Raw genomic sequence first — 23,572 nt, forward strand, 5'->3', positions numbered from 1 at the left:
CGATCTACTTAGGAGGTCTTCAAAGGTCAACTATTTAACTATTTAACTCTAAATAATTCATATTATAATCTTCTCCTAAAAAATTCACCTCTCCAGAAAATCCATTAAATCCCCACTCTCCATTCTCGTTAAGAGTAAAGAAGTATTCTCTTTCCCAATCCTTTAACTTCTCATCATCACCATTATATTCTTCCTTAATGCTTAATCTAGTTTGAGTTTGATCATTCACAAAGTAACTCTTATTGATGACCGCATTTGTTATCGATATTCCTTTATGAAAGACAGTTGGGTATAATGTGTTCTGTTGTACATACATATCTGACTCTGGATCGGCATCCATATTATGAGTAAATAATATGGATAGAATAATATCAGCATTGTTTTCAAACTCTTCGGTAAAAGATTTCTCTAATTCCTTATACTCCAGTTTTGATACCTTTTCCCTCAACGCTAAATCAATGATCATTTTTTCTTTCTTCTCAACCATTTCAATGGCAGTCTTCATGTCGAAATCAATTGTTTCTTCTCTTATCGGCTTTATTTGTTCTGATGATCGACAAGCCGATAAAAACAAAATAACTATAATAAGTAAACATAAGTAGAAACTCCTCATCATTAGCTCTCCCCTACAATTGCACCCTTTTTTAATGAAAATAAATTATAGTTATTACTAAGTTCGGCCGTGGTCGCGTATTTCATAAATTATAATTTTCTCTGTAATCAGTCTTTCTCCTCTTTGTTCCACTAGTCTGCCGGTTACTTCAATAAAACATCAACAAAGCAGTTTTATAGATACAAGTATTTGTTGCTTGAAATTTCCCGGGTAAGCGCAGAATTCGCTAAAACAATCCAGCTACTGACAGAATAGCTCAGATTGGTTTACGCCCAGTTATTCTAACGCAATAGCTCAATAAAAAGAGTTGGCCGCGGCATCTCCATTCAATAATTCACGCAGTAAACCATTTTACTCATTAAACAAATTATGAATCATATTGCATGCGGGCCGGAACCTGTAACCCCTGCTCCTCTGCGCCCTTGGCAATTCGCAGTAGTCGTATAGCTGTCTTCGTAGCTTTGGAATCAGACGGATTATGTGGAAAAGGAAAAAGTTCATGAAATTCCCCGAGTACTGAAGCAACCTCCGCATAGTGCTTAGCGGCTTCTTGCTGTAATTTGCTGTTATTCGAATTGAAATCAAGTGAATCGCGGTATATAAAAAACGTATTTAACTAAACAATCTTATTGTTAACATAATAAAATTACTGTTAACTTAATGCCGCTTCTCATCACCTTTTTCAATTCAGCAACAGTTTTTGTATCAACTGACTTGAGTCTGCTGGAATCTATCTTCATAATAAATTTATTATCTTGTACATTCATTTTCACTCCCTGTCAGAAACGATACCCAAGCTTGCGTGCGACTTTTACATGAGTGGCCTAATCCAGATATTAAAGAATTGGATTGGTGAAAATTACAAAATTTCGAAACGAGAATTACCCGAAACACTCCAGTAATAGATGGAATAACAACACAATTTGAGACGGATGTCTCATTTTGAATCATAGATCTCAAATTGAATGTCGTGTCCCCACTATCCACTCTGCTATATTCGTCATGACAAAAACGAAGGAGGAGCATGAGTTGGACAGATTATTTACTAAATTCGGGGACTTCATCATTCGACGATCCAAATTCACGATTATCGTGTTCACGATATTGACCGTGTTTTTTGCTTCTGGTCTCCCGAAGCTTGAGATGCAAATGGGCAACAAGGTATTCGTCAATGAAGCGTCTGATGTATTCAAACGCACTTCAACCTATCAGGAGCAATTTGGCGGGGAATCAATCTTCGTCATGATAAGAGGGGATCCGCAAGTTCTCATCTCTCAAAGAACTTCGCAGGAAATCGTTCGCTTTGCCCAGAAAGCCGGTCAAATCAAAGATATTACAGGCAGCATGCATTATATTAGCTTAATGAATGAAATGCTCACTATAGTTAACGGAACGACAGCAAGCGGATCTGCAAAATTATACGCTCAGTCAATTAACTAAGAATCAACAACAGCTTGCGGCGAAAATGGCCAATCTTGCTGAGAAGAATACAGTTGAGCAGCAAAACGCCATCCTGCACGGTCTTATTACCAAACATCAAAACGACGCAATTGCAATTTACGCTCAAGGCTTACTCACGCCGCAGCAACAAGCGGCTATGGCTAGTCAGCTACTTCAAGCATTGCCTGCTGTGCAGGATATGAATGACGATTTGCTGCATCAACTCGTATATTCGGACAAGGGGAAAATTCCTGCTCAACTTTCTCCGATGATCTCCGATAACGGTGAGCATATTATCATCGTACTGAATACGTCCAAAAATACAGACATCATGACCTAAGCCCGTATCAATCGGGAAATCAATCAACTTATTGATAATAGTAACTTCGATTCAAAGATTACCGTTAAAGCAGGAGGCATGCCGATCATTCTGGGCGAAGTGAAGGATGAAGTTATGTCTACCATGGCAATCATGTTAGGAATCGCCGTGGCATTACGGTGCAGATGAGCTGGATTTGTCAGCCGCATTTGACACGTATGCCGCTTCCGGTACGACAACCACACTAACGGTTTCCAGCAAGAATGTAGCCATCGTAACGAAACATGGCCTGAACCTGGTCGCGCGTTATCAGACAAAAGACGTGCCGACGCTCGCGAAAATGATTGTCGTCGGTGCCGATGCCGAGTCTGAAGCTGCCGAGGACATCAAACAGTGGAATAACAGCGGCAATAGTGCGAAGCTGATGTTCTTTCATCGTGATATGTCAGGCCGGTTTGCAATGGACCCTGCATTCGAGGATTTGGCAAAACAGGAGGATATCCAGACAGCGAAATTTGCCGCTAAGCGGCTTGAATATCGTGCCACCGACCACCTGAAACTGGAGGGCCGCCCTTTCTCCTTTGAAGCGTTTGGCATACCGATTTTGCTTGGTATCCTGTCTTTGCTTGTCGCTCGGTTCATCGATAAGCGTCTTATCGGCAGGAAAAAAGGATAGCTCGCGCATCGAGTGAAACGGTGCATCCGACAAAGGGCAGCCGGGGCAGGAGGCTGGTTGAAAGTCAGCGTTTCGTACATCTCAACTAGATGGTTCGGTCTAAGCTATATGGGGGTAGTTGGAGCAACTGGGTTTCTTGTGAGGGGAATCCGATTTCGGCGGGTGGGGAGTAAGTGAAAAAAGAAAATAAAGCTTTAACTGAAAGTGCTGATCGAATGCGGATTGTGGAATAGAGAGACTATAAGTGGCTGATTCAACTACTGGGAAACAATAGTTCAATACAACAGCGGTTAGTCTAGGACTGAACTGCACCCCGTCAAGTAGACAGTACAAATAATGAAAATCAATTAAGCGGCATTAGTCCTAAATTCCATCGGACTGAGGCCGTTTAGTTTTGCTTGTAACCGTTCGTTGTTGTAAAAGAAGTTACGAGCTTACCACAGCTCCTGCTTCAAATGACTGGTAATCACGATTTCACTTTTGACGAGGAGCAGCTTGAGAATCTATTTAAGCAAATGCCTCCTACTCTACTGAAGTCTGTCGTTAGTGCAAATAAGCATTATGCAACGATTCAGTTTAAAGTGAATCAAGATTTGTCATCGGCTCCGAGGTTGGGCAAGCGATTACAGTACCCGGCCTAACCGTTATGATTGGGTTCATTCAAAATGTTTTATAAATGATATATAATGGAATGATAAAGAATAAGGGAGGGTGAATGCATGAGAAGATGGTGGTCATCACATCCCAAACTTTCAAACAGCATGAACTTCATAATAACGGCTTTTTGCTTGTGTTTCGTTCCAATGTACATATTGCCGGATCATGTTTTTTGGGGCTTGGTAATTGGTTGTACACTTTCCGTACTGTTGAATAGTATGATCGGTACGAACTGGAGATCTTCGAAGTTTCAATCCTAGAGTGTGAACAAGCCGCAGGACTAGGAAATAGTCCGTGCGGCTTTTATATTACGATTTGAAGGGATTAAGCCTATTGGGGTAGTACTCCTAACTCCAAACAACACCTCGCCTCTCGTATTCCATTCGATTTTCAACGGCAGCCGCAATTTTGGCGCTTGCGAACCTTTCCGTGATCCAAAGTCCTAAATCAATTCCTGAAGTGACTCCTCTTGCAGTGATAATATCCCCTTGATCAACAACTCTGTAACTAAGAAGCTCTGCCCCGTATTCAATGAGTTCATTTTGCGCCAAATCGTGCATCGTCGCCTTTCGACCATTCAATATACCGGAGGCAGCTAGCAGCATACCTCCTGTACAAACTCCAGCAACAATCGTTCCTTCGTTGTGCATCTCGCTAATCAGTTTGGTCAGGGTTCCAAGCTTTGCTTGCTTTCGCGCCCCATGTTCAGATTTATGATTCCAGCCACCACCAGGTACAATTAACAGATCAGGACGATTATCCATTCGTAAAAAATCATTTAATTTAAGCCTAACTCCAAACGAAGTAGTAATTTCTAGTTTTGGTTCACTTGATATGAGGTCAACCGTGAATGGAGCTCCTTCTTCTATTGCTCTTTTGAGTACCTCAAAAGGTGCGAAAGAGACAAGCTCTCCTAAGCCGTCAAACAATACAATTTGTATTTTCATTTTTAGAACACCGTCCATGTTCGGAAAGAATTTTGTATTCTTCTGCCAGTTCGCTGAGTTCCCATGAATAAAGAAAGGTTCCGTATTAATTTTGTATATAATAATCTTGCCCTCTAAAGCCGTTAAATACCGATAGGAGCCCACAAAGACGAAGCCGATTTTGATCAATAACATGTTCGCCATATGCTTTTACAAATCTATTGGCATAGTCAGCGCTTTTCAAGTTGAATTGTAGAGACCATAGCGCCCAGAAGATATCATAATGCCGATCTCCTATCCCGCCATACCCTACATCTATGAAGCCATTCCGTTTATTATCTTGCAGAATTAAGTTCGGCAAGCAATAGTCGCCATGTATGATCACTTTGTCTTCTTCAGCGTATTTATATAGAGACACCATATCTTTATATGCGGATTCTCTACTGGTATATCCCATATAGTGAAGAAGGCTCTTTTCTGCCTTCCCTTCCCTGTAATTGCGCTCTGCCCAGATGAACATATCCTCTAATCCGTTTGTAACAGGGCAATCTGTACGTGTAATTTGATGCAAATGTAGAAGGCTTTCCGCAAATACATCGCATAAATGCTCTGGGTGAGCTATAAATTCATCGCTTGCTGCATGTGAACCGGGAACTCGTTCGGTGACCAAATAATCGTTGATATCATTGGAACTATAGTGTAGTACGCTTGGGCATATGCCTTTATGATGCAAATAGCTCGACATGATGGCTTCACGCTGCATTTGTTCTTTTGGAGTTACTTTTAGGAAGACATCGTGGGATTGATTTTTCATGTGATATACTGATGATCTTGCGGTTTTCTTAACGACTGTCACTTCTGCTTCACTGAAGTAGGCTTGTATCTCGATTGGAAATAGTTCGGTTATAACCCTCACCTCGATTCAACTGACAATATCTCACTTGGCGGTCTGCTCATTCGGGTGTCAGGTCTATAGTATTTGGTTAGCCAGTGGTACAATGACTTTTCATCGAAACCAAGACTTTCATATAACTTCCTCGCATAATTGCCTTTCACAACCCCCAGCTGAACGATGGTATTGCCGCGACGCATGATTTCGTTTACAAGAAATGAAACGAATGGTCTGCCATATCCTTGAGATTGGAGATCATGCCGAACAGAGACATGACTCAGCTCATTGCCATCAATATGTCCAACCCCTGCGATTTCCTCTTCAACAAGAAGCACGTATATGTTGCTTTTGTTATCGAACATGCGCTTTCGTTCATTTTCATTCGGAGGGAAATAATAGGTTGGAAGCATTCCCAGATTATCATGCAACTTGTAAAAAGCGACCTCGATAAGTACATGACAGGTCTCATAATCATCATCTTCATAAGGTCTAACCGAAATATGCTGTTCAGGAAGATAGCCACCTTCCCGCTCCATGATGTGAGACGACCAACTGATGTAGTAACCATTCTTATATAAAAATTGCAAAGTAGAACGATCGCCATCCATGCATCCACCCATCGAACGTTCTACGATCTTATGTGGGGTGAGCAAGTGGTCTACCTTCGCCATGAGGGCAGTTCCAATCCCCTTCCTTCTGTATTCCTCGCTAACATATATCATTGTCTGTGCTTTTCTCTTAATCCCATCAATGGATAGGAAACCTACTGTTATGCCATTGTAGCGGGCTACAAATATACCATCCGGGAACATTTTCTCGCATCTTAGCAATTCTTTAATCTGTTCATCTCCACACAACATAGCTCTGATTGAATTTTTATCCCTTTCAGGTTGGTATGGTTCTATTATCAGATCTTCCACGCGTACACTCCCTCTCGTTAGCCAGTTGATTTTAGGGAGTCATATTTTACCACATGTATATGTGTAAGTACTAGTTATTTTTTAACAGTCTTCTACACGAACAATTCGCAATCTCTGTATCCCTACATAAACTGTCGTCACCTTATGGACAGTGATAAAGGGGCTCTCACTCCTCCACCCTTTTCACCTGCTATAATGATGCACTTAGGGGACATTAATTCAACTCGCTTCTCCGTTCGTGAAAAAAGGCAGCTGACCCCAAGGAGTCGGCTGCCGCCAATTATCTTTATTGAGTTATCGTCCCGTTAGCCAAATCATTCTTCGAGGCATGCAACAATGATTACTACCGCTTCAGGAAGCTCGTGATTTCTGCGCACAGCTCCTTGTGAAATTGAATTCGATCAAAGCCGGGAGGATCCTGTGATGGCAGAAATGATGGTGAACTCATCGAAGGTGGAAATGGGCTCAAAAAGGAAAAGTGTCCGGCATTTTGCACGGTTCTATACTGAACTTTATTTCGATCAGCAACCCCATTCACAATAATTTGCGCGTGAAAAGCGGGTGTATAGGGGTCTTTTTCGGCGTCAAGCATCAAAATAGGGATATCAACCATGCGTAACGCTTCTTCGGATTGAAACCAAACCGATGCTGGCGCTAGAAGTACGAGCGACTGAATGCGGGAATCTGGTATGACTTCTATGTGTCGCGGTTGCCCATCTGATGACTCATGAGGAAATGAGGTAGGCTCCCCACCTGCCGCTGCCAATGCCGTGTAGCCACCGAGAGAATGACCGATAATCGAAACGTCATTCGGGTTCACTTTCCCAGCAAACCTCTCATTTTCAAAAAACCAGTCGATGGCCATCCGAATGTGACGGGGTCTGTTCGTCAGATTTTGAACCGTACCTTCCCAGCTATTATCATTTCTATTGTTGTATGGATGTTCAGGCATCCCTACGATAAAACCGTGCCGCGCTAAATGCTGAGCTAACATACGATAGGCGAATGGAGTGCTGCCAGTACCGTGAGAGATCAGCACCAACGGGAACGTCCCTTCCAAGACCTCTGCATCCTTCGCTAGCTCGATCGAATAGGACCCCAATTGAACGGCATGCTCAGCCGTACCCGTCGGATACATCACCCACATTGGAAACGTTATGCCCAAAGCCTTATCCGATATTTCGACTTTACAGAGTCCTGCCTGATTTGGCTTTTTGATTTCATTTATGTCCATATTATGTGTTCCCCCTGAGATAGTAAGATGTAGACTCGATTGGAATGTGAATTCATTTATACTATACGGTAATTCATAATATCGTGTTGAACTATTTTGCGAAGGTACTGTTGGATGTTGTGTCGTCTTGTTTATTTCACTTGTCCACGATGTACTGCACTGCATACGGATAATGAATTCCCGTCTGGATCAAAAAATCCACTAACTCCATTCATCTCTACATTCCGAGAACGCAACCCTGACATCATCTGCTCCACATTAGCGTTGTAGAAGTCGATTACACTATGCGTTACATTCGTATATGTATTCGTAAAAGCAAGTCGTTGTTCATCTTGATTCTCAACCAAGTATAAATTTGGAACACCAAGACGTTCGCCTCCATCCAGATAAAGCATGGCTGCCTCCCAATCATCGTCCGGTTCTCCAAGAACCTTCATGCTAAAGGTCTCGGTATACCAGGCTATCGCTTTTTTCAAATTCGTCACAGGAATTTCTATGCCTGCAACACGCCATACATACGGATGGGATTTTGGAATTGCTTGATTCGCTTCTTCTTGACCGTTAAGTTCAACATTACAAACCCCAAATGAATTGCCGTCGCAGTCCCGAAACCCGAATCCTTGACGATGAGGTTCCTGCTCCCAATCAACCTCATTGACATCAACCCCACGTTCCTTTAAGAACCAATAGTACCCTTTGAGATCATGCGTATAGAGGTCGATGATACTTTGAATATAGCCATGCTTCATATTGTTAAATGTTAATCGGCGGGTATCATCTGTCTGTACGAGGTACAAGGAAGGCACTCCAATCGCTCCCGATCCGCCTTGAAAGTGCAGCATTGCCGTTGTCCATTCATCGTTCCATTCTCCTTGAAGTTCAGCACCGAGCATCACACCATACCATTCAACTGCCCTGCGTAAATCCGATACAGGAATTTCGATTGTAGCAATGCGTGGTACAATTGCACGTAGGACTTCTCGTTCGATGTTTTGCCCAGATCCATCATGATTCATGAAATCATCCATAAATACAAACAGCTCCTTTTTATCCACATAGCTATGTTAACAATACGATCTATGTTAGATAATCATGTTCTACTTCATTGCTACATTCATGTCCGCTTGAACGCCGAGCTCCTCATAGGCAAGAAGAATGCACCGACTACGGGCGAAAATAATGGTTCAACCACGCGATATTGCTTTATTGGATTGGCCACAAGCAATTCTGTCAGCTTGCTGCGCATATAGGGGCTGCAGATGACGCTGCCGAAACCCATCATCACTCTATTAGCAGCTATCCCTTAATCGCAAGTCATCCATGAAATTCCATTACGTTTCATATTCTTTAAGAATCGCGATAAACCTTCTTTTCTGGAGCAAGTGCAGCAATCTGTATAAGTAACACATAAAAAATTCGGATGATAGCCTCTTTTTGTCTCTAGTAGCGATCTTCCGGGTTTCCGCTCCATGTAGATAAGTTATTGGTAATTAAAAGAGCTCAGGTAGTTGGATATGCTCAGGCCTACTGCTACTCGTAAGCTGGTTGTCACTCAAGTACCATGACCCGCTCACGTAGTCTGGATTAGCTGGTCGTAGTTGATTGATAATAGTAATTGTATGGGAAAAGATAGAATTTATTTCTATATTAAAGGAGGAAAACTTATTAATAGGTAGAATATATTCATAAAAGGGGGGTGATCATATGAACAAAATAACAAAAATGATGGCGGTTGTTGTGTGCGCTTCTGCATTCCTCGTGGCGTTGCCAAGCCCGTCCCATGCAGCCTGGTGCGGCGGAAAAACTTTAATCAGAACCGAAACAAACTGCCTCAATGGAAAAACCTACATCACTAAACACTACATGCAAACCTGCAAGTATGACAACGGCCAATCGGAGACCAAAACATGGACAGAGACAGAAACCCGTAGCGGATGTATTGCCCAGAACTAATTCGGTTCACTAACAATTAATTTCATTCTTGTACATAAAGCGGCTCTAAAAATTCGTCCCATACCATGATAATGGTTCAGTTGAGGAATTGTAGAGCCGCTTTATCCTCCCTATTTTCGCACTCTCGCCGTTTCTCCCCTGTGTGAATCTCCTCTACATTTTCCAAGATAATTCCATCGATTTACGCCGTTTCGCGGTTACAAGTTGCTATATTTATACCTGGCAGTACCCACATAGCATCTTGGTTTACCGTCATTTTTCTACACTGATTCTTGTCGCCGCTTTACCATCCTTCTCCGTACGTACCAACTGTAACAGAGCGGCAGCAGGCTGGCAGCGCCGATCCATGCGCCGAAACCAAAGATGTTCAGATATGCCTCCAACGGCTTGGCAGGATCGCCGTCGTCCATAAGTCCCAATCCTAGCGCGGCACCAAGCACCAAGCCCACGTTACGCGTCAATGCAATCATACTCCCGAGCGATCCTGCGTCATCCTTCACCGCATGGCTCATAATGAAGCTGTTATTCGGCGAAGCGATAAGCCCCATCCCCGAACCGATCAAGGCCAGCGTACAAATAATTGCCCACAGCGGCAATACGCCGAATACCCCAGAGAATAGCAGGAACCCGCCTGCCATGGCGCATAATCCAAGTCCCATTAAGTAACGTGATCCAATCCGATCAGATAAGTGCCCTGCGACGGGGCCGATTACAGCCAAGAGCAGCGGATATGCCAGCATGACATAGCCTGTATCCGCCGTGGATACCGAGGTGGTTCCGGAAATATAAAAAGGCATGAGAACCAATGCAATATTGGCCATCAGGAAAGATGCGCAGCTAATGATCAGACCACAGGCTACGGCTGGAATACGGAACGCCGAGAGCGGCAGAAAAGGCTCTTTCTGCCGGGACTGCCACAGCCAGCCCAAAGGACAAACAATTAGCAGGACTGCATACAGTAGAAGCATATTCGGGGATCCCCACCCTATCGCTCCTCCGTTCACAATGGCGTAGATTCCAATACCGATGCTGCACATGAACAAAATGGCTCCAATTACGTCCAATGAGGCTTTTCTCGTCTCTTTCTTCTGATCAGCAGGGATGAAGCGCAGCGCTAACCCGGTTGCCGCGACTGCCACGGGAACATGAATCAGGAACGCCCATTGCCAGCTCAACCATGCCGCGGTGAAGCTGCCTGCAACCGGTCCCGCCATGCCGCCTAGGGCAACAGCGGTGCTCACAAAACCGAGAGCCCGCCCTCTATGTGTGCCCGGCATATGAAACGTGATAATTGCCATATTTGTCGCCTGGAACATTGCTGTACCTGTCGCTTGCACAACTCGCATGAAGAGGAGCACGGTGAGATTCGGCGAGAGCGCAACCAGAACAGAGCTAATTGTGAATAGGGCTATGCCGCAGTTATGGATGCGGCGATGCCCCCAGCGATCGCCTAACTTGCCCATCAAGGGGAGGAGCGACGTAATAGCGAGGAGATATCCGGTCGTCATCCAATGCACTGTCCCAATATCGGACTGGAACACGGAGACGAATCGGGGAAGCGACACATTCACTACCCCGGCGGTAAAGTGAGACAAGAATGCGCTGAGACAAATCGCCGTCATCATCCATGCCCGTTTTCCGTCAGCTGTTCCTAGTCTTTCGTGTGCAGCAACGCTCAACAGTTTTCCCTCCCCTTTAGCGGAAGAGCAGCTTGCCGGGTATCGAATACCGGCCCCAGTTTCGCGCAAATGGTTCTTCCTACATGTCCGTAGCCCTCGATGACAATAAGCTCATTTTTTGCATGCATTCTTATCACCATATCCTGTAAAGTTTATAATTAATATACATTGCGTTATAAAATGCACGCGCTGTATTTTGTGTGCAAAGTATAAAAACCCAGCGAATATCCACTTTTTGTCACAAGTGTCTATCTTCTAGGCTTTCATATACTCTAAATCTGGTTATTCCTCTATTTTGGTTTGTGTAACGTATGATTATGAACCGCAGTAAGCGTGATTTTATTTATTATTATCTACAGGAATCAATATTTTCTTCTTATAGGTTTTTATATATTGGTAGCCGTCCACCAGTAGGAATTCTGGTTCATCGGTTGTGTTAAACGAATACGTCTGTTCCCACAGAATGTTGCCGTTCTTCAAATCCCATTGTCGTTCTTTCGATATTGACGATACAGGAATAACTTTACTGCCAGCCTGTATGGACAATGTGTCCGTCTTCAAGAAAGTAAATTGTTTTCTCGCAATGACGACATCATGACCTGTAGCCGTTTTGGTAACGCTGCGAATCCAGAACTTTTCATCTCCAATTTGAATGGAGCGATCGGATGGTGATGCAAGCGAGATAGGCTCTTGTATGTTGTGATATCCTTCAAAATTGACGAGTTCAAGCTCAATGGAATGAATATTGTCTGTAGGGAACGGATCAAATTTAAGTCGGAAGTCTGGATTACTTCCCCCTCCTCTAGTCCAACTAACTTCTTTTCCATTCACATAGAGCTTGGTTTGGCCTGAAAATCTCGGATATTCCTCTAATTCATAATGTCCCTTCACGATGGTTGAGGTTGGGGAAGCCGTAATGTAGTCATAATGAATGGTTCCTTTATCGACAATGATGGATTCAGAAATATCCTCTTTAATGATACTCTTCATCGCTTTGTTCGCTTCAAAATCGAAGGAGATCGGATAAGTTATCTTCTCCCCTTCAGCCAGCCACTCAGTGAATGTAAGGGTTAATGTTCGAGAAAATGGGCTAACCGGTTCGAAATCAGCATCTCCCACGAACTGGCTTTTATTTTTTCCGGGACTTCCACCAGCTCTTATTGAGTTGGAATCGGTCAAGAAGCCTCGGACTCTACCAAAGCTATAACGTATAAAATCATCGTTAGTAAATTCGGTACCTTCAGGTCGATCAATCGTGTAATATATGCGGAATACGTTATCGTCCGCAATTACGCCATTAATAGTAAGGACAGTGCCATCCTTAAGCGTTGTGCTCTTGTTTACTTCTTGTGCGACCCCCTGCTTCATCACATCCGCAATGCTGTTGAAGTTGACGCCGCCAAACAACTTGCTGCCGTAATAAGCTAAGGCTGGATACTCGTATACGCCAATTATGAGGATGATCGCTGCGACAACAGACGCAATCCATGCTCGGGCTTTATTTCGGTTTCTTTTTTTGGCGGGAACATTTCGAAGCGCATCTCGAAGTCTGCTTTCAAGGTCAGACGGAGCCTGGATTTGATTTAAGGTTTCTTTATGCTCCTGTAACTTCTCCTCGATCGTTGTCATAACGATCACCTCCGATCATCACTTTTAGTTTTTGTATGCCCTGTGAGATTCTTGATTTGATCGTTCCAAGCGGAGCCCCGGTCATGTCCGCAATCGTCTGATACGGAAGATCATGAACATAGCGAAGCTCGATCGCTTCCCGTTGCTGCGCATTCAGATGCGACAGCAGCACCTGCATGTCCATTTCGGACTCGCTATCACGATAGGGATTAATGTCCGTTAATTGCGCAAGAGATGGTTCTTGCTCATCTTCCAGCGGTACGAATCGATCCTTTTTGCGAAGTAATGTTTTGCAGCGATTGACTAGAATCGTCTTGCTCCAACTGTAGAAAGCTTCGCTATTTTGCAGTTGCTCAATTTTTTCATATAGTGCAACGATCATATCTTCCATTGCATCCATCGCATCATGCTCATTGCCCATATATGTATAGGCAAGACGGTAATAAGCGTCCTTATCGGCCATAATGAGCTGTAATAATGCTTCTTTGTTGCCTTTTTTGGCTTGTTTGACAAGATGGCTTACGCTCATGTTCACTCCCCTTTTCATAGATAAGAGATTGCAGGAGGCCGAAAAGTTCATTTTATATAAAAAATTTTCATTTGTCACAACGGACTGCTGGCAGCGCACAACATAGCAGGATCAATGGAAAAACCTTGATTGGAGCTAATCCAATCAAGGTTCATTTAGAAGAATTATTTTCTGCTATTCATCCTAAACAACTCCTATCAATAGAGCAGTAACGACAAGAACAATACTTATGCCCCATATCCAGAACAGTGAGTAGCGGATATGGCGGCCCATCTCCAGTCCCGCTAAACCGAGCGCCAGCCACAGGGCCGGTGACATCGGGCTTACGAAAGTTCCGACGATATTGCCGATCACCATCGCGTACGCAGTGGACAACGAAGCAACGCCGAAGCCGGATGCAATCTGATCGACGACGGGCAGCAGGGCGAAGTAATACGCATCCGTGCTCAATATTAAATCGAAAGGTACGCCTAGTATCCCTACGATAACATGCAGATAAGGCGCAATGCTGCCCGGAAGTATCTTCACGGCATCGTTGGCAATGGCCGTAAGCATGCCGGTTCCGTTCAGGATACCCAAAAATAAGCCGGCCGCAAGAATGATTGAGGCCATCGTGAGCGCATTAGGCGCATGGGCGCGCAATCGTTCCATCTGCTCATTCACATTGAAGAAGTTGAGCGGCAATGCGATGCTTACCCCGATCATAAAAGCCAGGCCCGCCGGGATAATTCCAGCCACAAGCACGCCAATAACCGACAAGGCGAGACAGGCATTAACCCACAGAAGTCCGGGGCGAGCGAGGCCTTTCACCTGTTCGGCCTGGACAGAAGTGGAGGCATCCGCTCCAGCCGCTGTCACCTCCAGCGTGGCCGCCTCCTCTAATGATCCATACTTGCGGATGATTCTCCGCTTCTCCCGGATGCCGAGAAGAACGGCCAATCCAAGCATAAACACCATGCCGATGAGCTGGACAGGAATAAGAGGCTGCCATAATTCCGTGACATCCGCCTTCAGGACGGTAGCCGTTCGGCCCAGAGGGCCAGCCCACGGAAGCATATTCATAATACTTGCGCTTCCTCCGACCAAGAGGAGCAGCAGATACGGATTCATCTGCAAGCGTCTATACACGGGTAGCAGCGCGGGTATCGTAATTAAAAAGGTCGAGGCGCCCGAACCGTCCAAATGGGCAATTGCTGCCACTAAAACTGTTCCGACACTTACCGTGATGACATTTCCGCGCGAAAAAGCGACCATTTTATTGATTAATGGTTCAAAAAGTCCGACATCCTGCATAATGCCGAAAAAGATTATCGCGAAAATAAACATAATCGCGACCTGGATAACCGAGCTGACGCCTTTTCCAAAAAAGCCGCCAATTTCCGTAAAACTATACCCTGCGAGTAATGCGCCGAGTATCGGTGGTATCACCATGGCAACAATCGGGGTCACTTTGCCGCTAATAAGCAAGGCGACGATAATTAAAATTGTAATTAGACCAATCAAGCTCAGACTCAATAGGATATCCCCTTTCCGTGATCGCGACTTTACTCACCATTCTGTATCCCGCAATGGGTGAATGCGTTTACAATTCACCATGAACGAAACATCGCTTAGCTTAAATGAAATTTATCACGGATAAAGCGGACGATAAATATTGCGGCCATAAGAATGATAGGATTCATTTTATCGATTTTGTTCATAAGTTTCACAAAGGATATATCTGCGTTCTGGTCTTCCCACCGTACCATAGATAAGCATCGTTCGTACCATCTTCAATGATACTAAATATTCTAAATAACGCCGCGCCGTTGATCGACTTATACCAAGCTCGGAGCTTAATTCAACAGCCGTAATTCCCCCGATCAATTGCTGCGTGAAGACGCAGTGAATCTTGTCCAGTGTGATAGAGTCAATCCCCTTCGGGAGAGCCTCATCCGACTGTATGGAACCCGAAGCTCGATGCATGCCGAATACAGCATCGATATCGCTCTGTTTCATTTCTTTGGTGGAGCATAGCAAGCCCCGACATCCCTTATATCTTGCCAAGGCAAGGCTGAAGCGTTCCTCGTCTACCGGCTTGACAATATAATCGAACACCCCGGCGCGAAGCGCTTCCTGAACCGCCTTAGCATCCTTCTCCGCCGTGACGATAATGATATCAGCATCATGACAGGACTGGCGAAGCTCCCATAACAGATTCATCCTTTCCACGTCAGGAATATATACATCCAATAAAATAAGATCCGGAACAGTTTCGCCGCTTTCTAAATAATCCAGCGCTTCTTTACGGTTCTTGGCAATGTATGGAGAGGCAAAACCGGTTGATTTTTCGACATAATGCCTATGAATATCCGCCACTCGAAAGTCATCCTCGATTATCAGCACTGATAACAAGTCCTTCACAGCGATCTCCCCTCGTCCTTTGGTATCATGATAATAAAACAGGCTCCTCCGAGCTCACCTTCCCCTGCTTCCAGCAAAATCTCCCCGCCGACTCCATTGAGCATCAGCTTCGAAAGAGTAAGGCCAACTCCCCGATGGCTGCCTTGTTTCGTTGAAAATCCCTGCTCAAATATGCGGGGGATATCCGTCTCGGCCACCCCTGAACCCGAATCTTCAATCTCAAAAATACAATCCTCTCCGATATCCGTAAAAAAGATGGCAACCTTACGTTGGCCCTCTTCTTTTAGCCTTACCGCTTCCAATGCATTCTCAATAATATTGCCCAGGGCGGTTAACAGCGCATCTTGCTTCTCATCTGCAAATGAGCATTCCAAACGGCTGTCCGGATGGATGACCATGGCGATGCACAACTCATTCGCTTGATTGAATTTTCCTTGAAATAAGGCTTGAAGCAGGGGATCGGCTACCTTTTCCATTAAAAATGTTAACCTGGCCTGCTGCATATTGCTTTCTTTTTTTATAAAATCGATCGCTTCCTTCATCCGCCGGTTCTGCACCAGCCCCAGGATGATATGCAGCTTATTGGAGTACTCATGCGTCTGCGCCCGCTGTGCATTCGCATATTGCTTAATACGGGACAACTCCTCTGTCACCGTCTCCAGTTCCGTCTTCTTGCGAAACGTATAGACGCTCCCCGTGATGGCATCTTCCCCTACTATGGGAGTTTGATTGACGAGTACGATATTTTCGCCCAGCACCATCTCCCGGTTCACTAGATGGCTTCTTTGCTTGCCCTGCACTTCACTATGTAAAGAAGGAACAATCTCATGGATGGATGTTCCTGCATAATTCATTTGTCTCTGCTTCGTGCCCGCAAAGAGAATATCCTTAGCCGCTTTATTCATTGCCGAAATAGCCCCATCATTAGTCACCGCGATAATTCCTTCATGCGTGGACTGCAGAATCGCTTCTTTTTGCAGATACAGATTTGAAATCTCCTCGGGCTCCATATTATGTAATAATTTTTTGATATAAGAAGCAATAAAGACCGCTCCCGTGATGCCGAACAGAACAATGAGACTCAAGGTGAGCCAGAGGGATTTGTTGTCTTCCGCCACGATGCGGTGTACATCGTTATTGAGAAAACCGACCGATACGATCCCCACGATCTTCCCTTCATCAAAAATAGGAACCTTTCCTCGAATCGACAAACCGAGCGTTCCCTCCGTTTTTGACACGTACGACTCGCCATGAAGTAGTGCCCTGTCATTATCGCTTCCGACCATCTTCGCCCCGATAATGCTTTCATTGGGATGGGATTGCCGGATTTCCTGCGTATCACCGACAACAATGAATTCCGCGTCAGATTTCCTCTGTATCGACTTCACAATCGGTTGTATAACGACGGAAGGATTATTCAAGCGGAAAGCGCTTTGAATTTCTGGGATATTCGCGACACTTTGTGCCATACTCAACGCTCTTTTTCCCGTCTGATCTTCTGCCATTTTCCCTATAAAGTGTTCCAGAAACACCCCGAAAATCGAACAGATTCCAATAATCAAGAGGCTGATAAGCAAGATCATTTTCAACCGTAAATTACATTTTAGATGTAACAACCGGATCATTTGCCAACTCCTAAAAATCAAAATGATTAGTTTTGAGTATCCTATCGTCAAATAATTCCATTATAGCATGAACCGCTTTTCTGATCGGAAGGGAGAATGTCCGTAAGGAACCAACATAAAAGCACTCCCAAACCGGCAGAGCCATACAAGAGTGTTTTCCCTTCTAAATTAAAGAAGCTGCATCAACAGAGCCTTCATTTCCTCGTCCTGCAAGAGTATGCAGCTTCGACAGCTGGGCCTGCGGCACATGATAGTCGGCCCCATCGCCTCGACACGGACACCCTCCTGCTTCCACCGTTCCAAGAGCGACACATAGGCCGCGAAGTCGTCCTTCCACATCGAGATCAGAATCGATTGCTCTGCTCCCTCGAGTAGAGTCTTGTCGGTTCTATAAGCGAAAATAGAGAAAAAGTGAGTCATGCGGGATTATCAGATAAGTACTGTCTAGTTTTTCCCTTAGTAAACAAAGTTTCCCTAAGTAAAAAAACATGGTACTATATAAAGAAAAATGAGATCTATTGAGGTGTCATCCTATGATATTAGTCCAACATTTAGACCCTACCGAACGCTACCGCTTAGCCAAATCGATCGCAGACAGCTTTAAAGATAATGCAGGATTTTTGCTATGGGGCGATGGTTCTGAGGAGCGCGAAGTCGTGCTGACCGACTTTTTCGATTGCATTTTGTCTATCTTAATCGCAAACCAAATGGTGTATGCCACCTCGGAGCAGTATGAAGGAATTTGCGCCTTTTGGACCAAGCGGAACGGGATCAAGCCGCTGCAAAAATTGAAGCTGCTCGGGCTGGCCAAGTTGTTCCCGATTCGCCGGCTGGTGCAGATCGCGAAGCAGAGCGCCCGAATAAGACGGGCAGATAGCTTCATGAAGAGCGAGGAGGATTATGTGTTCGTGTTCATGATTGTTGTGCGCGAGCCGTACCGCCATCAAGGCTATATGCGGCAGCTAATGGAATTCATTCTGAGCTATGCGGCTGACCGCTCCATTCCCTGCGTCCTCGAGACGGACAGTCTCCGAAACGAACAGATTTACCGCCATTACGGTATGCATACGCTCAGCGTTCAACCGTTGAGCCAGGAATTGACCTACTATATATTAGCTTACAAATAGAAAAATTATAAAAATTATACATAAACGTCAAATAGCCCACACCCTGATACACAGATGTGGGCTCGATTAATTGTTCGATTACACTGTTGATTGTTGCACTAGCCTTGGCGCCGCGTGGCGTGTTGACGAACAACCGATACATCTATGGATGAGAGTTCCCTTGAAAGAGCTCCATCATGCAACATAACAAGATATTCGTATCCGCGCTTTATTAATAAATAGTAATCTTCATCATTCAGCGGCAGCGGCAATTTTTCTATTTCATTAAAAATCTCTTCACAATCACGCAGATACTTATCTATTACATTCATTCCCTTCTGCTTGCGAACCAATATCATCTTTATCATGAATCAAATCGATTTCATTTAGATCGAGCCCTCAGTTCGCAGAGTCAGATGAAACGACTTCCCATTTTCCAAACAGCGTCAAACCCGCTGCTCGAGCTAAAGAAGTGGACGCGTGGTTATCAAGCTGGCATCTGTATTGGGGTTCGTACCCTTGTGCGTAGGCGAACTTGCTAATGGAGCGCACTACTTTGCGGGCATGGCCTTTCCCTCGATAGTCATTCAGCGTGAGCACTCCGGTATCCGCTATATGCGAATTTAGCCATGGGTACATGCTAGCGGCACTCACTAAGCGGTTATGCTCAAACGAGCCAAACACAGCCCAGTGATCCAATTCCACATAGGCGTCATCCAGATCCTGCTCTGAGGAAGAGGCTTGGAATTCGGAAAATACAGCATGGTCTTGCTCTGTCAGTTGCCGCAAGTCACCGTCCACGGCTTCTTGCATCAATGAATTCTTATCGGCTTTTGTAAAATAAAAGAGATAATCTGCCCCATGCAGCGTAACCCCTGCTTCATTTAATTTTTGTCTCAAGATGGCTTCAGTCAGTTCTGCTTGCTGAGTAAGTCCCGCCTTATCAGCCATTGCCGGCGTCAGAACCGCCACTACCTTCCCGTTGGTCATTTCCAATACCATTACCCGGTTGTCATCACTTAGGTCAGGATTGATGGTAAGCGTAAAGACCTCATCGTGATAAAGGACTTCCCCGTTTCCGAATTGCTCCCGCCAAAAGGCAGCAATCATCTCTGAAAATATAGGCATGCTTGTCGTTTGGAGTAGTTGATTTTGTTGATTTGGCATCTTGATCATTACCCTTTTCTTTAGACTTTTGTCTACTCATTTGCATGTGCTTCTTGATATAAGAAGCCATATCCCAAACTGTAAATGAAAAGGTCTGTTGTTACTATGTTGAATTCTCCTATATTTATTTTTTGCACATTCAATTGCTTCTGAATGATTCAAAATCCCATAAGATCCTTTACATGTTCCGCATTTTTTTTAGATGTTAGTTTTTCGAGTAATAGAAATGCAACATCAAAAGCTGTACCCGGATTTGAAGATGTAATAATATTTCCATCCTGAACAATTAAATCATTTTGAACATCTGCGCCGAAATTCTTTAACTGCTCTTTTCGTTTACTAGTTGAATGATTGTATGTGGTTGCTTTTTTTCCTTTAAGAATTCCGCTTTTGCCAAGCGCTAATGATGCAACACAAATACTAGCAATCGGTTTCTGATTGGAATAGAAATGTTGAATGATACTTAAAAATGGCGCACTGAAGGCATCTTCATAAAATCCAGCTTCTTCAAATCCCCCTGGAATCGCGAGTGCATCAAACTCATCTAGTTGAATTTCATTGACCGTTTTTTCAGGCATAACAGTAAAATTCCATGTACAGGTTAATTTATTCCGGAGACCCACTGTTACGACCTCAGTTGAGCCATCTCCCTCCCATTTATTCCAACCTAGCACATCTGTAAATACACTAGCTTCTACTGCTTCAAATCCGTTAGCTAATAATAATAATATCTTTTTCATATCCTAAATCTCCTCCCACATATCCTTATTTTATAAAAATATTAAAGGCTCATGAACAGGCTAGAAAAGGATATTTTGTTGTTTGACTTTAATTTATTATTAATTTTGGTTATTCTATATTATAAAAAAAGGTTGGATATATTATGGATCAAATTGATAAAAACATCGTGAGAATATTACAGTCGAATGCAAAAATTTCCATGAAGGATTTAGCAGAAGCTGTTCATTTATCTTCTCCATCCGTAACTGAGCGAGTACGAAAGTTAGAGGAGCAACAAATTATTGAGGGTTACCATGCACGCGTTTCTCTAAAAAAAATGAACCGTCCAATCTCTGCACTTATTTTGTTTGAATCGAAGGATTGTAAATCGTTAGCAAGCTTTTGCCGTAACCATCCAGATGTGCTTGAGTGTCACCGGGTAGCAGGGGAAATTAGCTATATTGTCAAAATAGCAACGTATTCTGTAGAGAGTTTAGAACAATTTATTGATGATTCAATGCAATATGGTACGCCCTCAACAAATATCGTGTTATCATCTTATGAGCAAAAAGTAATCGACCCTTATATTTGTGAAGAAAAAAAATAATCAACAGGTCAAAAGGAGGAACGCTCGGATGAATTGGGCGTCTGTATTCGAAGTGTGCTACCAGAAATATCCCGGTTTGACGGAGCAAGAAGCGGAAGATTTTATTAGCCATTGGAACAACCCTCTATCTGAGGAGGAGATTGCGGAAATACGGGAAAGGCAGCGCAATCCCTTCCCTGTAACCGATCCTTTACATAAGCTATACCAGCCGTTCGATCCGGCAAAATGGTCTATTCCGAATAAGTGCCTCCCTGCCGCTTATCTTGATTTACTTCGTTATTCCAATGGCGGTGAATTTGGAAATGGTGCTCGGCATTTTCAGTTTTTCAGTGCCGATGAGTTACGAGCTATGATGCTGGCCTATGAATTTCCCGAGTATATGCCAGAGGCGATCCCCTTTGCTATGGATGGCTGTGGTATTCATTATGCTTGGGATATGCGCAGCAGCTCAGAAGAAAATGAATATCCCATTCTTGTATCTCACTCTGGAAATTTAGGCTATGCGGACAGCGCACAAGTCGCCTCAACGTTCTTAGAGCTATGTACGGGAACAATCTCGGCTGAAGATTTGCTTTACGGTAATGATGAATGAATGCAGTAAGACCATCAATGACCTCTAAATTCCACAATATCGTGGTGGCTTTAGAGGCCATCTTTTTATAAATCATAGTTCTATTCTTTACGCTCTTACTTCAGATCCACCATACACTTTCACTTCGAGCGGAGCTGTTAAATAATCCTTAGCTTTTGCAACAAAAGAAGTGAAATGTTCACTTGAATTGTGTACTGCCACCGCTTCTTGGTCTTTCCATACTTCCACCATGATATAGGCATGTTCTGTTTCTACGCTTTTATAGAAATCATAAGCAATATTTCCACTTTCCGCTCTAGAAGCTTTCACTAGAGATTGAATCTCTTCAACGTAAGCTTGTTCTTTTTCTGGATTTACACTTGAAACAGCATGAATAATGATCATCTGAATCCCCCTCAGCACGTTAATTTTCATTCATAATTCACATAAAAATTTATTTCCACTCTGCTATTGTCTCCACAGGAAGACGTACGGATTGGTATCCTGCACCATCTGCTTTTCCAATGGAAATGAGCATTATCGGAACATAGCGCTCTTTATCCATACCGAAAGCTTCAGCGATCTGATCTTTTTCAAACCCACCGATTGGACAAGTATCATACCCATGGGCACGAGCTGTTAGCATGAACTGCATCGACACGAGTCCGCCGTCAATTAGCACGGTTTCTTTGTTTACTTCTGGAGACAGATTTGCATAGTAGTTTGTTAATGCTGCCATCTGTTTTTCTTTTACTTCAGTTGGCATATATCCTAATTCTACAGCTTTGCTATAGATCGCTTCCCCATTTTCAAAGCTATTCAAGTCCCCGAATACGGCAATCATTGCTGAAGAAGTTTCAACTTGCAGTTGGTTAAAACGAGCAAGAGGTGCTAATGTTGCCTTACCTTCTTCACTTTCAATGACTAGAAAACGCCATGGTTGCATATTGACAGATGATGGTGCACGAGTAGCATCTTCAATCATTTTTGCCATTTCTTCTGTGCTTATTTTTACGGACGAATCATATTTGCGAATAGAGCGGCGTCCTAACAGTATTTTTTGAAAATCATTGTTCTTTGTTGTGTTAGACATGATGTGATCTACTCCTTAATCTATATAAATGTAAATCCTTTGATCAATCAATAGTTGACCGATCAATGATTGATATGTCAAACAATATAAATCATGTCTGACATTTAGTCAAGTGAATTTCTATAGATATACTCAGACGAATGCTTACTGTCCGCCTTGAAGAATGAGGTCATGTATTCTATAATTGACGCATCAATGATTGATTAATCATCTATAGAGGTGGAAAAACAATGCAAGTGTCTCATCAGGAAATGAAGCAAATATTTCTCATGTTCAAAAATATGGAAAGACATGTCACCCAGCACTTTGAGAAACGATTAGGCATTAGCTTAACGAGATATGAAATCTTGTACAAATTACTTGAAATGGGCTTGCTTTCTCAAATCGGTTTACAACAAGAGATGAAGATTGATCAAGCTGCAATTACAAGACATTTAAAAATACTTGAGGGAAAAGGCTTTGTTACCCGCAATCGCAATGAGCAGAATAATCGTGAAGTGATTGTTCAGATTACAGAGGCAGGCAAGGACATTTTAAGGAACTGTGATGTAGATAAAAACCAATTTATCGCTGAATTGTTTGGCGGGTTTTCAGAGCAAGAGGTAAAGCAACTGCAGATTTTAGTGAAAAAGCTTGATCATAACGTAGAAAAATTAACATAAGTCATGACATTTTTTCTTTTGATGGCGGGAGCCGTCGTGAACACGATCCAATGTGTGTTTATAGGCGGCGTCGTTTTTGTAGGCTTTGTTTTTTACCTTGTCCATTTTAATTTTGTATGCGATCATTACCTATTGGAGCGTACGTATTGGA

Annotated in this window: 25 protein-coding genes and 2 pseudogenes; 8 read left to right on the forward strand and 19 right to left on the reverse strand. The window is 43.5% G+C overall.

Going from position 1 to position 23,572, the window contains the following annotated elements:
• Nucleotides 1-34 precede the first annotated feature (34 nt).
• The gene (locus BBG47_RS04465; protein WP_254659740.1) at nt 35-616 is read right to left on the reverse strand and encodes a hypothetical protein; all 582 of its coding nucleotides are present in this window, start codon (nt 614-616) and stop codon (nt 35-37) included.
• Between the two features lie 1,026 nt (nt 617-1,642).
• On the opposite strand from BBG47_RS04465, the gene BBG47_RS04470 reads away from it, so the two are divergent.
• The 3 genes and pseudogenes from BBG47_RS04470 to BBG47_RS04480 all read left to right on the forward strand — a co-directional run.
• Nucleotides 1,643-2,053 carry a hypothetical protein gene (locus tag BBG47_RS04470; RefSeq protein ID WP_065290699.1) on the forward strand — a complete coding sequence of 137 codons (411 nt, stop codon included), beginning with the start codon at nt 1,643-1,645 and terminating at the stop codon, nt 2,051-2,053.
• 25 nt (nt 2,054-2,078) lie between these two features.
• Nucleotides 2,079-2,393, forward strand: coding sequence for a hypothetical protein (locus BBG47_RS04475; RefSeq protein WP_065290700.1), 315 nt, complete (start codon nt 2,079-2,081; stop codon nt 2,391-2,393).
• A 157-nt stretch (nt 2,394-2,550) separates the two neighbouring features.
• Nucleotides 2,551-3,048, forward strand: a pseudogene (locus BBG47_RS04480) (DJ-1/PfpI family protein); the annotation flags it as partial.
• A gap of 347 nt (nt 3,049-3,395) precedes the next feature.
• Here the strand turns inward: BBG47_RS04480 and BBG47_RS31175 are convergent.
• The 6 genes and pseudogenes from BBG47_RS31175 to BBG47_RS04505 all read right to left on the reverse strand — a co-directional run.
• Nucleotides 3,396-3,470 (reverse strand): annotated as a pseudogene (locus BBG47_RS31175) (IS3 family transposase); the annotation flags it as partial.
• A 582-nt stretch (nt 3,471-4,052) separates the two neighbouring features.
• Nucleotides 4,053-4,652: a DJ-1/PfpI family protein gene (locus BBG47_RS04485; protein ID WP_065290773.1), complete on the reverse strand. Its 600-nt coding sequence runs from the start codon at nt 4,650-4,652 to the stop codon at nt 4,053-4,055.
• Between the two features lie 85 nt (nt 4,653-4,737).
• Entirely contained in the window at nt 4,738-5,487 is a 750-nt protein-coding gene (locus BBG47_RS04490) for an aminoglycoside 3'-phosphotransferase (RefSeq protein ID WP_175400477.1), read from the reverse strand.
• Between the two features lie 56 nt (nt 5,488-5,543).
• Entirely contained in the window at nt 5,544-6,383 is an 840-nt protein-coding gene (locus BBG47_RS04495; protein WP_139070674.1) for a GNAT family N-acetyltransferase, read from the reverse strand.
• A 403-nt stretch (nt 6,384-6,786) separates the two neighbouring features.
• On the reverse strand, nt 6,787-7,677 hold the full coding sequence (locus BBG47_RS04500; protein WP_065290703.1) for an alpha/beta hydrolase family protein: 891 nt from the start codon (nt 7,675-7,677) through the stop codon (nt 6,787-6,789).
• A 131-nt stretch (nt 7,678-7,808) separates the two neighbouring features.
• Nucleotides 7,809-8,705, reverse strand: coding sequence for a VOC family protein (locus BBG47_RS04505; protein WP_065290704.1), 897 nt, complete (start codon nt 8,703-8,705; stop codon nt 7,809-7,811).
• 676 nt (nt 8,706-9,381) lie between these two features.
• Between BBG47_RS04505 and BBG47_RS04510 the strand changes: the two genes are divergently transcribed.
• Complete coding sequence (locus tag BBG47_RS04510) at nt 9,382-9,630, forward strand: hypothetical protein (RefSeq protein ID WP_021255691.1); 249 nt, start codon at nt 9,382-9,384, stop codon at nt 9,628-9,630.
• A gap of 260 nt (nt 9,631-9,890) precedes the next feature.
• On the opposite strand, the gene BBG47_RS04515 is transcribed toward BBG47_RS04510, so the two are convergent.
• The 7 genes from BBG47_RS04515 to BBG47_RS04545 all read right to left on the reverse strand — a co-directional run bounded on the left by BBG47_RS04515 (nt 9,891) and on the right by BBG47_RS04545 (nt 17,915).
• On the reverse strand, nt 9,891-11,309 hold the full coding sequence (locus BBG47_RS04515; protein ID WP_083189082.1) for an MFS transporter: 1,419 nt from the start codon (nt 11,307-11,309) through the stop codon (nt 9,891-9,893).
• 339 nt (nt 11,310-11,648) lie between these two features.
• Nucleotides 11,649-12,938 carry a DUF4179 domain-containing protein gene (locus BBG47_RS04520; protein ID WP_065290705.1) on the reverse strand — a complete coding sequence of 430 codons (1,290 nt, stop codon included), beginning with the start codon at nt 12,936-12,938 and terminating at the stop codon, nt 11,649-11,651.
• Nucleotides 12,904-13,467: a sigma-70 family RNA polymerase sigma factor gene (locus tag BBG47_RS04525; RefSeq protein WP_065290706.1), complete on the reverse strand. Its 564-nt coding sequence runs from the start codon at nt 13,465-13,467 to the stop codon at nt 12,904-12,906. The genes BBG47_RS04520 and BBG47_RS04525 overlap by 35 nt, the downstream gene beginning before the upstream one ends.
• A 183-nt stretch (nt 13,468-13,650) precedes the next feature.
• The gene (locus tag BBG47_RS04530) at nt 13,651-14,982 is read right to left on the reverse strand and encodes a CitMHS family transporter (RefSeq protein ID WP_065290707.1); all 1,332 of its coding nucleotides are present in this window, start codon (nt 14,980-14,982) and stop codon (nt 13,651-13,653) included.
• 168 nt (nt 14,983-15,150) lie between these two features.
• On the reverse strand, nt 15,151-15,870 hold the full coding sequence (locus BBG47_RS04535) for a response regulator (RefSeq protein ID WP_065290708.1): 720 nt from the start codon (nt 15,868-15,870) through the stop codon (nt 15,151-15,153).
• Nucleotides 15,867-17,495, reverse strand: a complete 1,629-nt coding sequence (locus BBG47_RS04540; RefSeq protein ID WP_065290709.1) for an ATP-binding protein — start codon at nt 17,493-17,495, stop codon at nt 15,867-15,869. Before BBG47_RS04540 ends, BBG47_RS04535 begins: the two co-directional genes overlap by 4 nt.
• Before the next feature lie 168 nt (nt 17,496-17,663).
• Nucleotides 17,664-17,915 carry a phospholipase D-like domain-containing protein gene (locus tag BBG47_RS04545; RefSeq protein ID WP_065290710.1) on the reverse strand — a complete coding sequence of 84 codons (252 nt, stop codon included), beginning with the start codon at nt 17,913-17,915 and terminating at the stop codon, nt 17,664-17,666.
• A gap of 113 nt (nt 17,916-18,028) precedes the next feature.
• Between BBG47_RS04545 and BBG47_RS04550 the strand changes: the two genes are divergently transcribed.
• The gene (locus tag BBG47_RS04550) at nt 18,029-18,622 is read left to right on the forward strand and encodes a GNAT family N-acetyltransferase (protein WP_065290711.1); all 594 of its coding nucleotides are present in this window, start codon (nt 18,029-18,031) and stop codon (nt 18,620-18,622) included.
• A gap of 98 nt (nt 18,623-18,720) precedes the next feature.
• Here BBG47_RS04550 and BBG47_RS04555 read toward each other — a convergent pair whose 3' ends face one another.
• The 3 genes from BBG47_RS04555 to BBG47_RS04565 all read right to left on the reverse strand — a co-directional run bounded on the left by BBG47_RS04555 (nt 18,721) and on the right by BBG47_RS04565 (nt 20,508).
• Entirely contained in the window at nt 18,721-18,933 is a 213-nt protein-coding gene (locus BBG47_RS04555) for a hypothetical protein (RefSeq protein WP_175400478.1), read from the reverse strand.
• Nucleotides 18,934-19,000: 67 nt separating this feature from the next.
• A complete protein-coding gene (locus BBG47_RS04560; protein ID WP_217492496.1) occupies nt 19,001-19,768 on the reverse strand; it encodes a GNAT family N-acetyltransferase in 768 nt (255 codons plus the stop codon).
• A 158-nt stretch (nt 19,769-19,926) separates the two neighbouring features.
• Nucleotides 19,927-20,508 carry a DJ-1/PfpI family protein gene (locus BBG47_RS04565; RefSeq protein WP_065290713.1) on the reverse strand — a complete coding sequence of 194 codons (582 nt, stop codon included), beginning with the start codon at nt 20,506-20,508 and terminating at the stop codon, nt 19,927-19,929.
• Between the two features lie 143 nt (nt 20,509-20,651).
• On the opposite strand from BBG47_RS04565, the gene BBG47_RS04570 reads away from it, so the two are divergent.
• Both BBG47_RS04570 and BBG47_RS04575 read left to right on the forward strand, forming a co-directional pair.
• Entirely contained in the window at nt 20,652-21,095 is a 444-nt protein-coding gene (locus BBG47_RS04570; RefSeq protein WP_065290714.1) for an Lrp/AsnC family transcriptional regulator, read from the forward strand.
• Between the two features lie 28 nt (nt 21,096-21,123).
• A complete protein-coding gene (locus BBG47_RS04575) occupies nt 21,124-21,687 on the forward strand; it encodes an SMI1/KNR4 family protein (RefSeq protein ID WP_065290715.1) in 564 nt (187 codons plus the stop codon).
• 87 nt (nt 21,688-21,774) lie between these two features.
• Here BBG47_RS04575 and BBG47_RS04580 read toward each other — a convergent pair whose 3' ends face one another.
• Together BBG47_RS04580 and BBG47_RS04585 are read right to left on the reverse strand one after the other, a co-directional pair.
• Nucleotides 21,775-22,071, reverse strand: coding sequence for a putative quinol monooxygenase (locus BBG47_RS04580; protein ID WP_065290716.1), 297 nt, complete (start codon nt 22,069-22,071; stop codon nt 21,775-21,777).
• Nucleotides 22,072-22,120: 49 nt separating this feature from the next.
• Nucleotides 22,121-22,759, reverse strand: coding sequence for a nitroreductase family protein (locus BBG47_RS04585; RefSeq protein ID WP_065290717.1), 639 nt, complete (start codon nt 22,757-22,759; stop codon nt 22,121-22,123).
• 230 nt (nt 22,760-22,989) lie between these two features.
• Here BBG47_RS04585 and BBG47_RS04590 point away from each other — a divergent pair, with 230 nt between their 5' ends.
• A complete protein-coding gene (locus BBG47_RS04590; RefSeq protein WP_065290718.1) occupies nt 22,990-23,421 on the forward strand; it encodes a MarR family winged helix-turn-helix transcriptional regulator in 432 nt (143 codons plus the stop codon).
• Nucleotides 23,422-23,572 lie beyond the last annotated feature (151 nt).

It is taken from the genome of Paenibacillus sp. KS1 (assembly GCF_001680695.1).
In the GTDB taxonomy this organism is placed as follows: Bacteria; Bacillota; Bacilli; order Paenibacillales; family Paenibacillaceae; genus Paenibacillus_B; species Paenibacillus_B suaedae.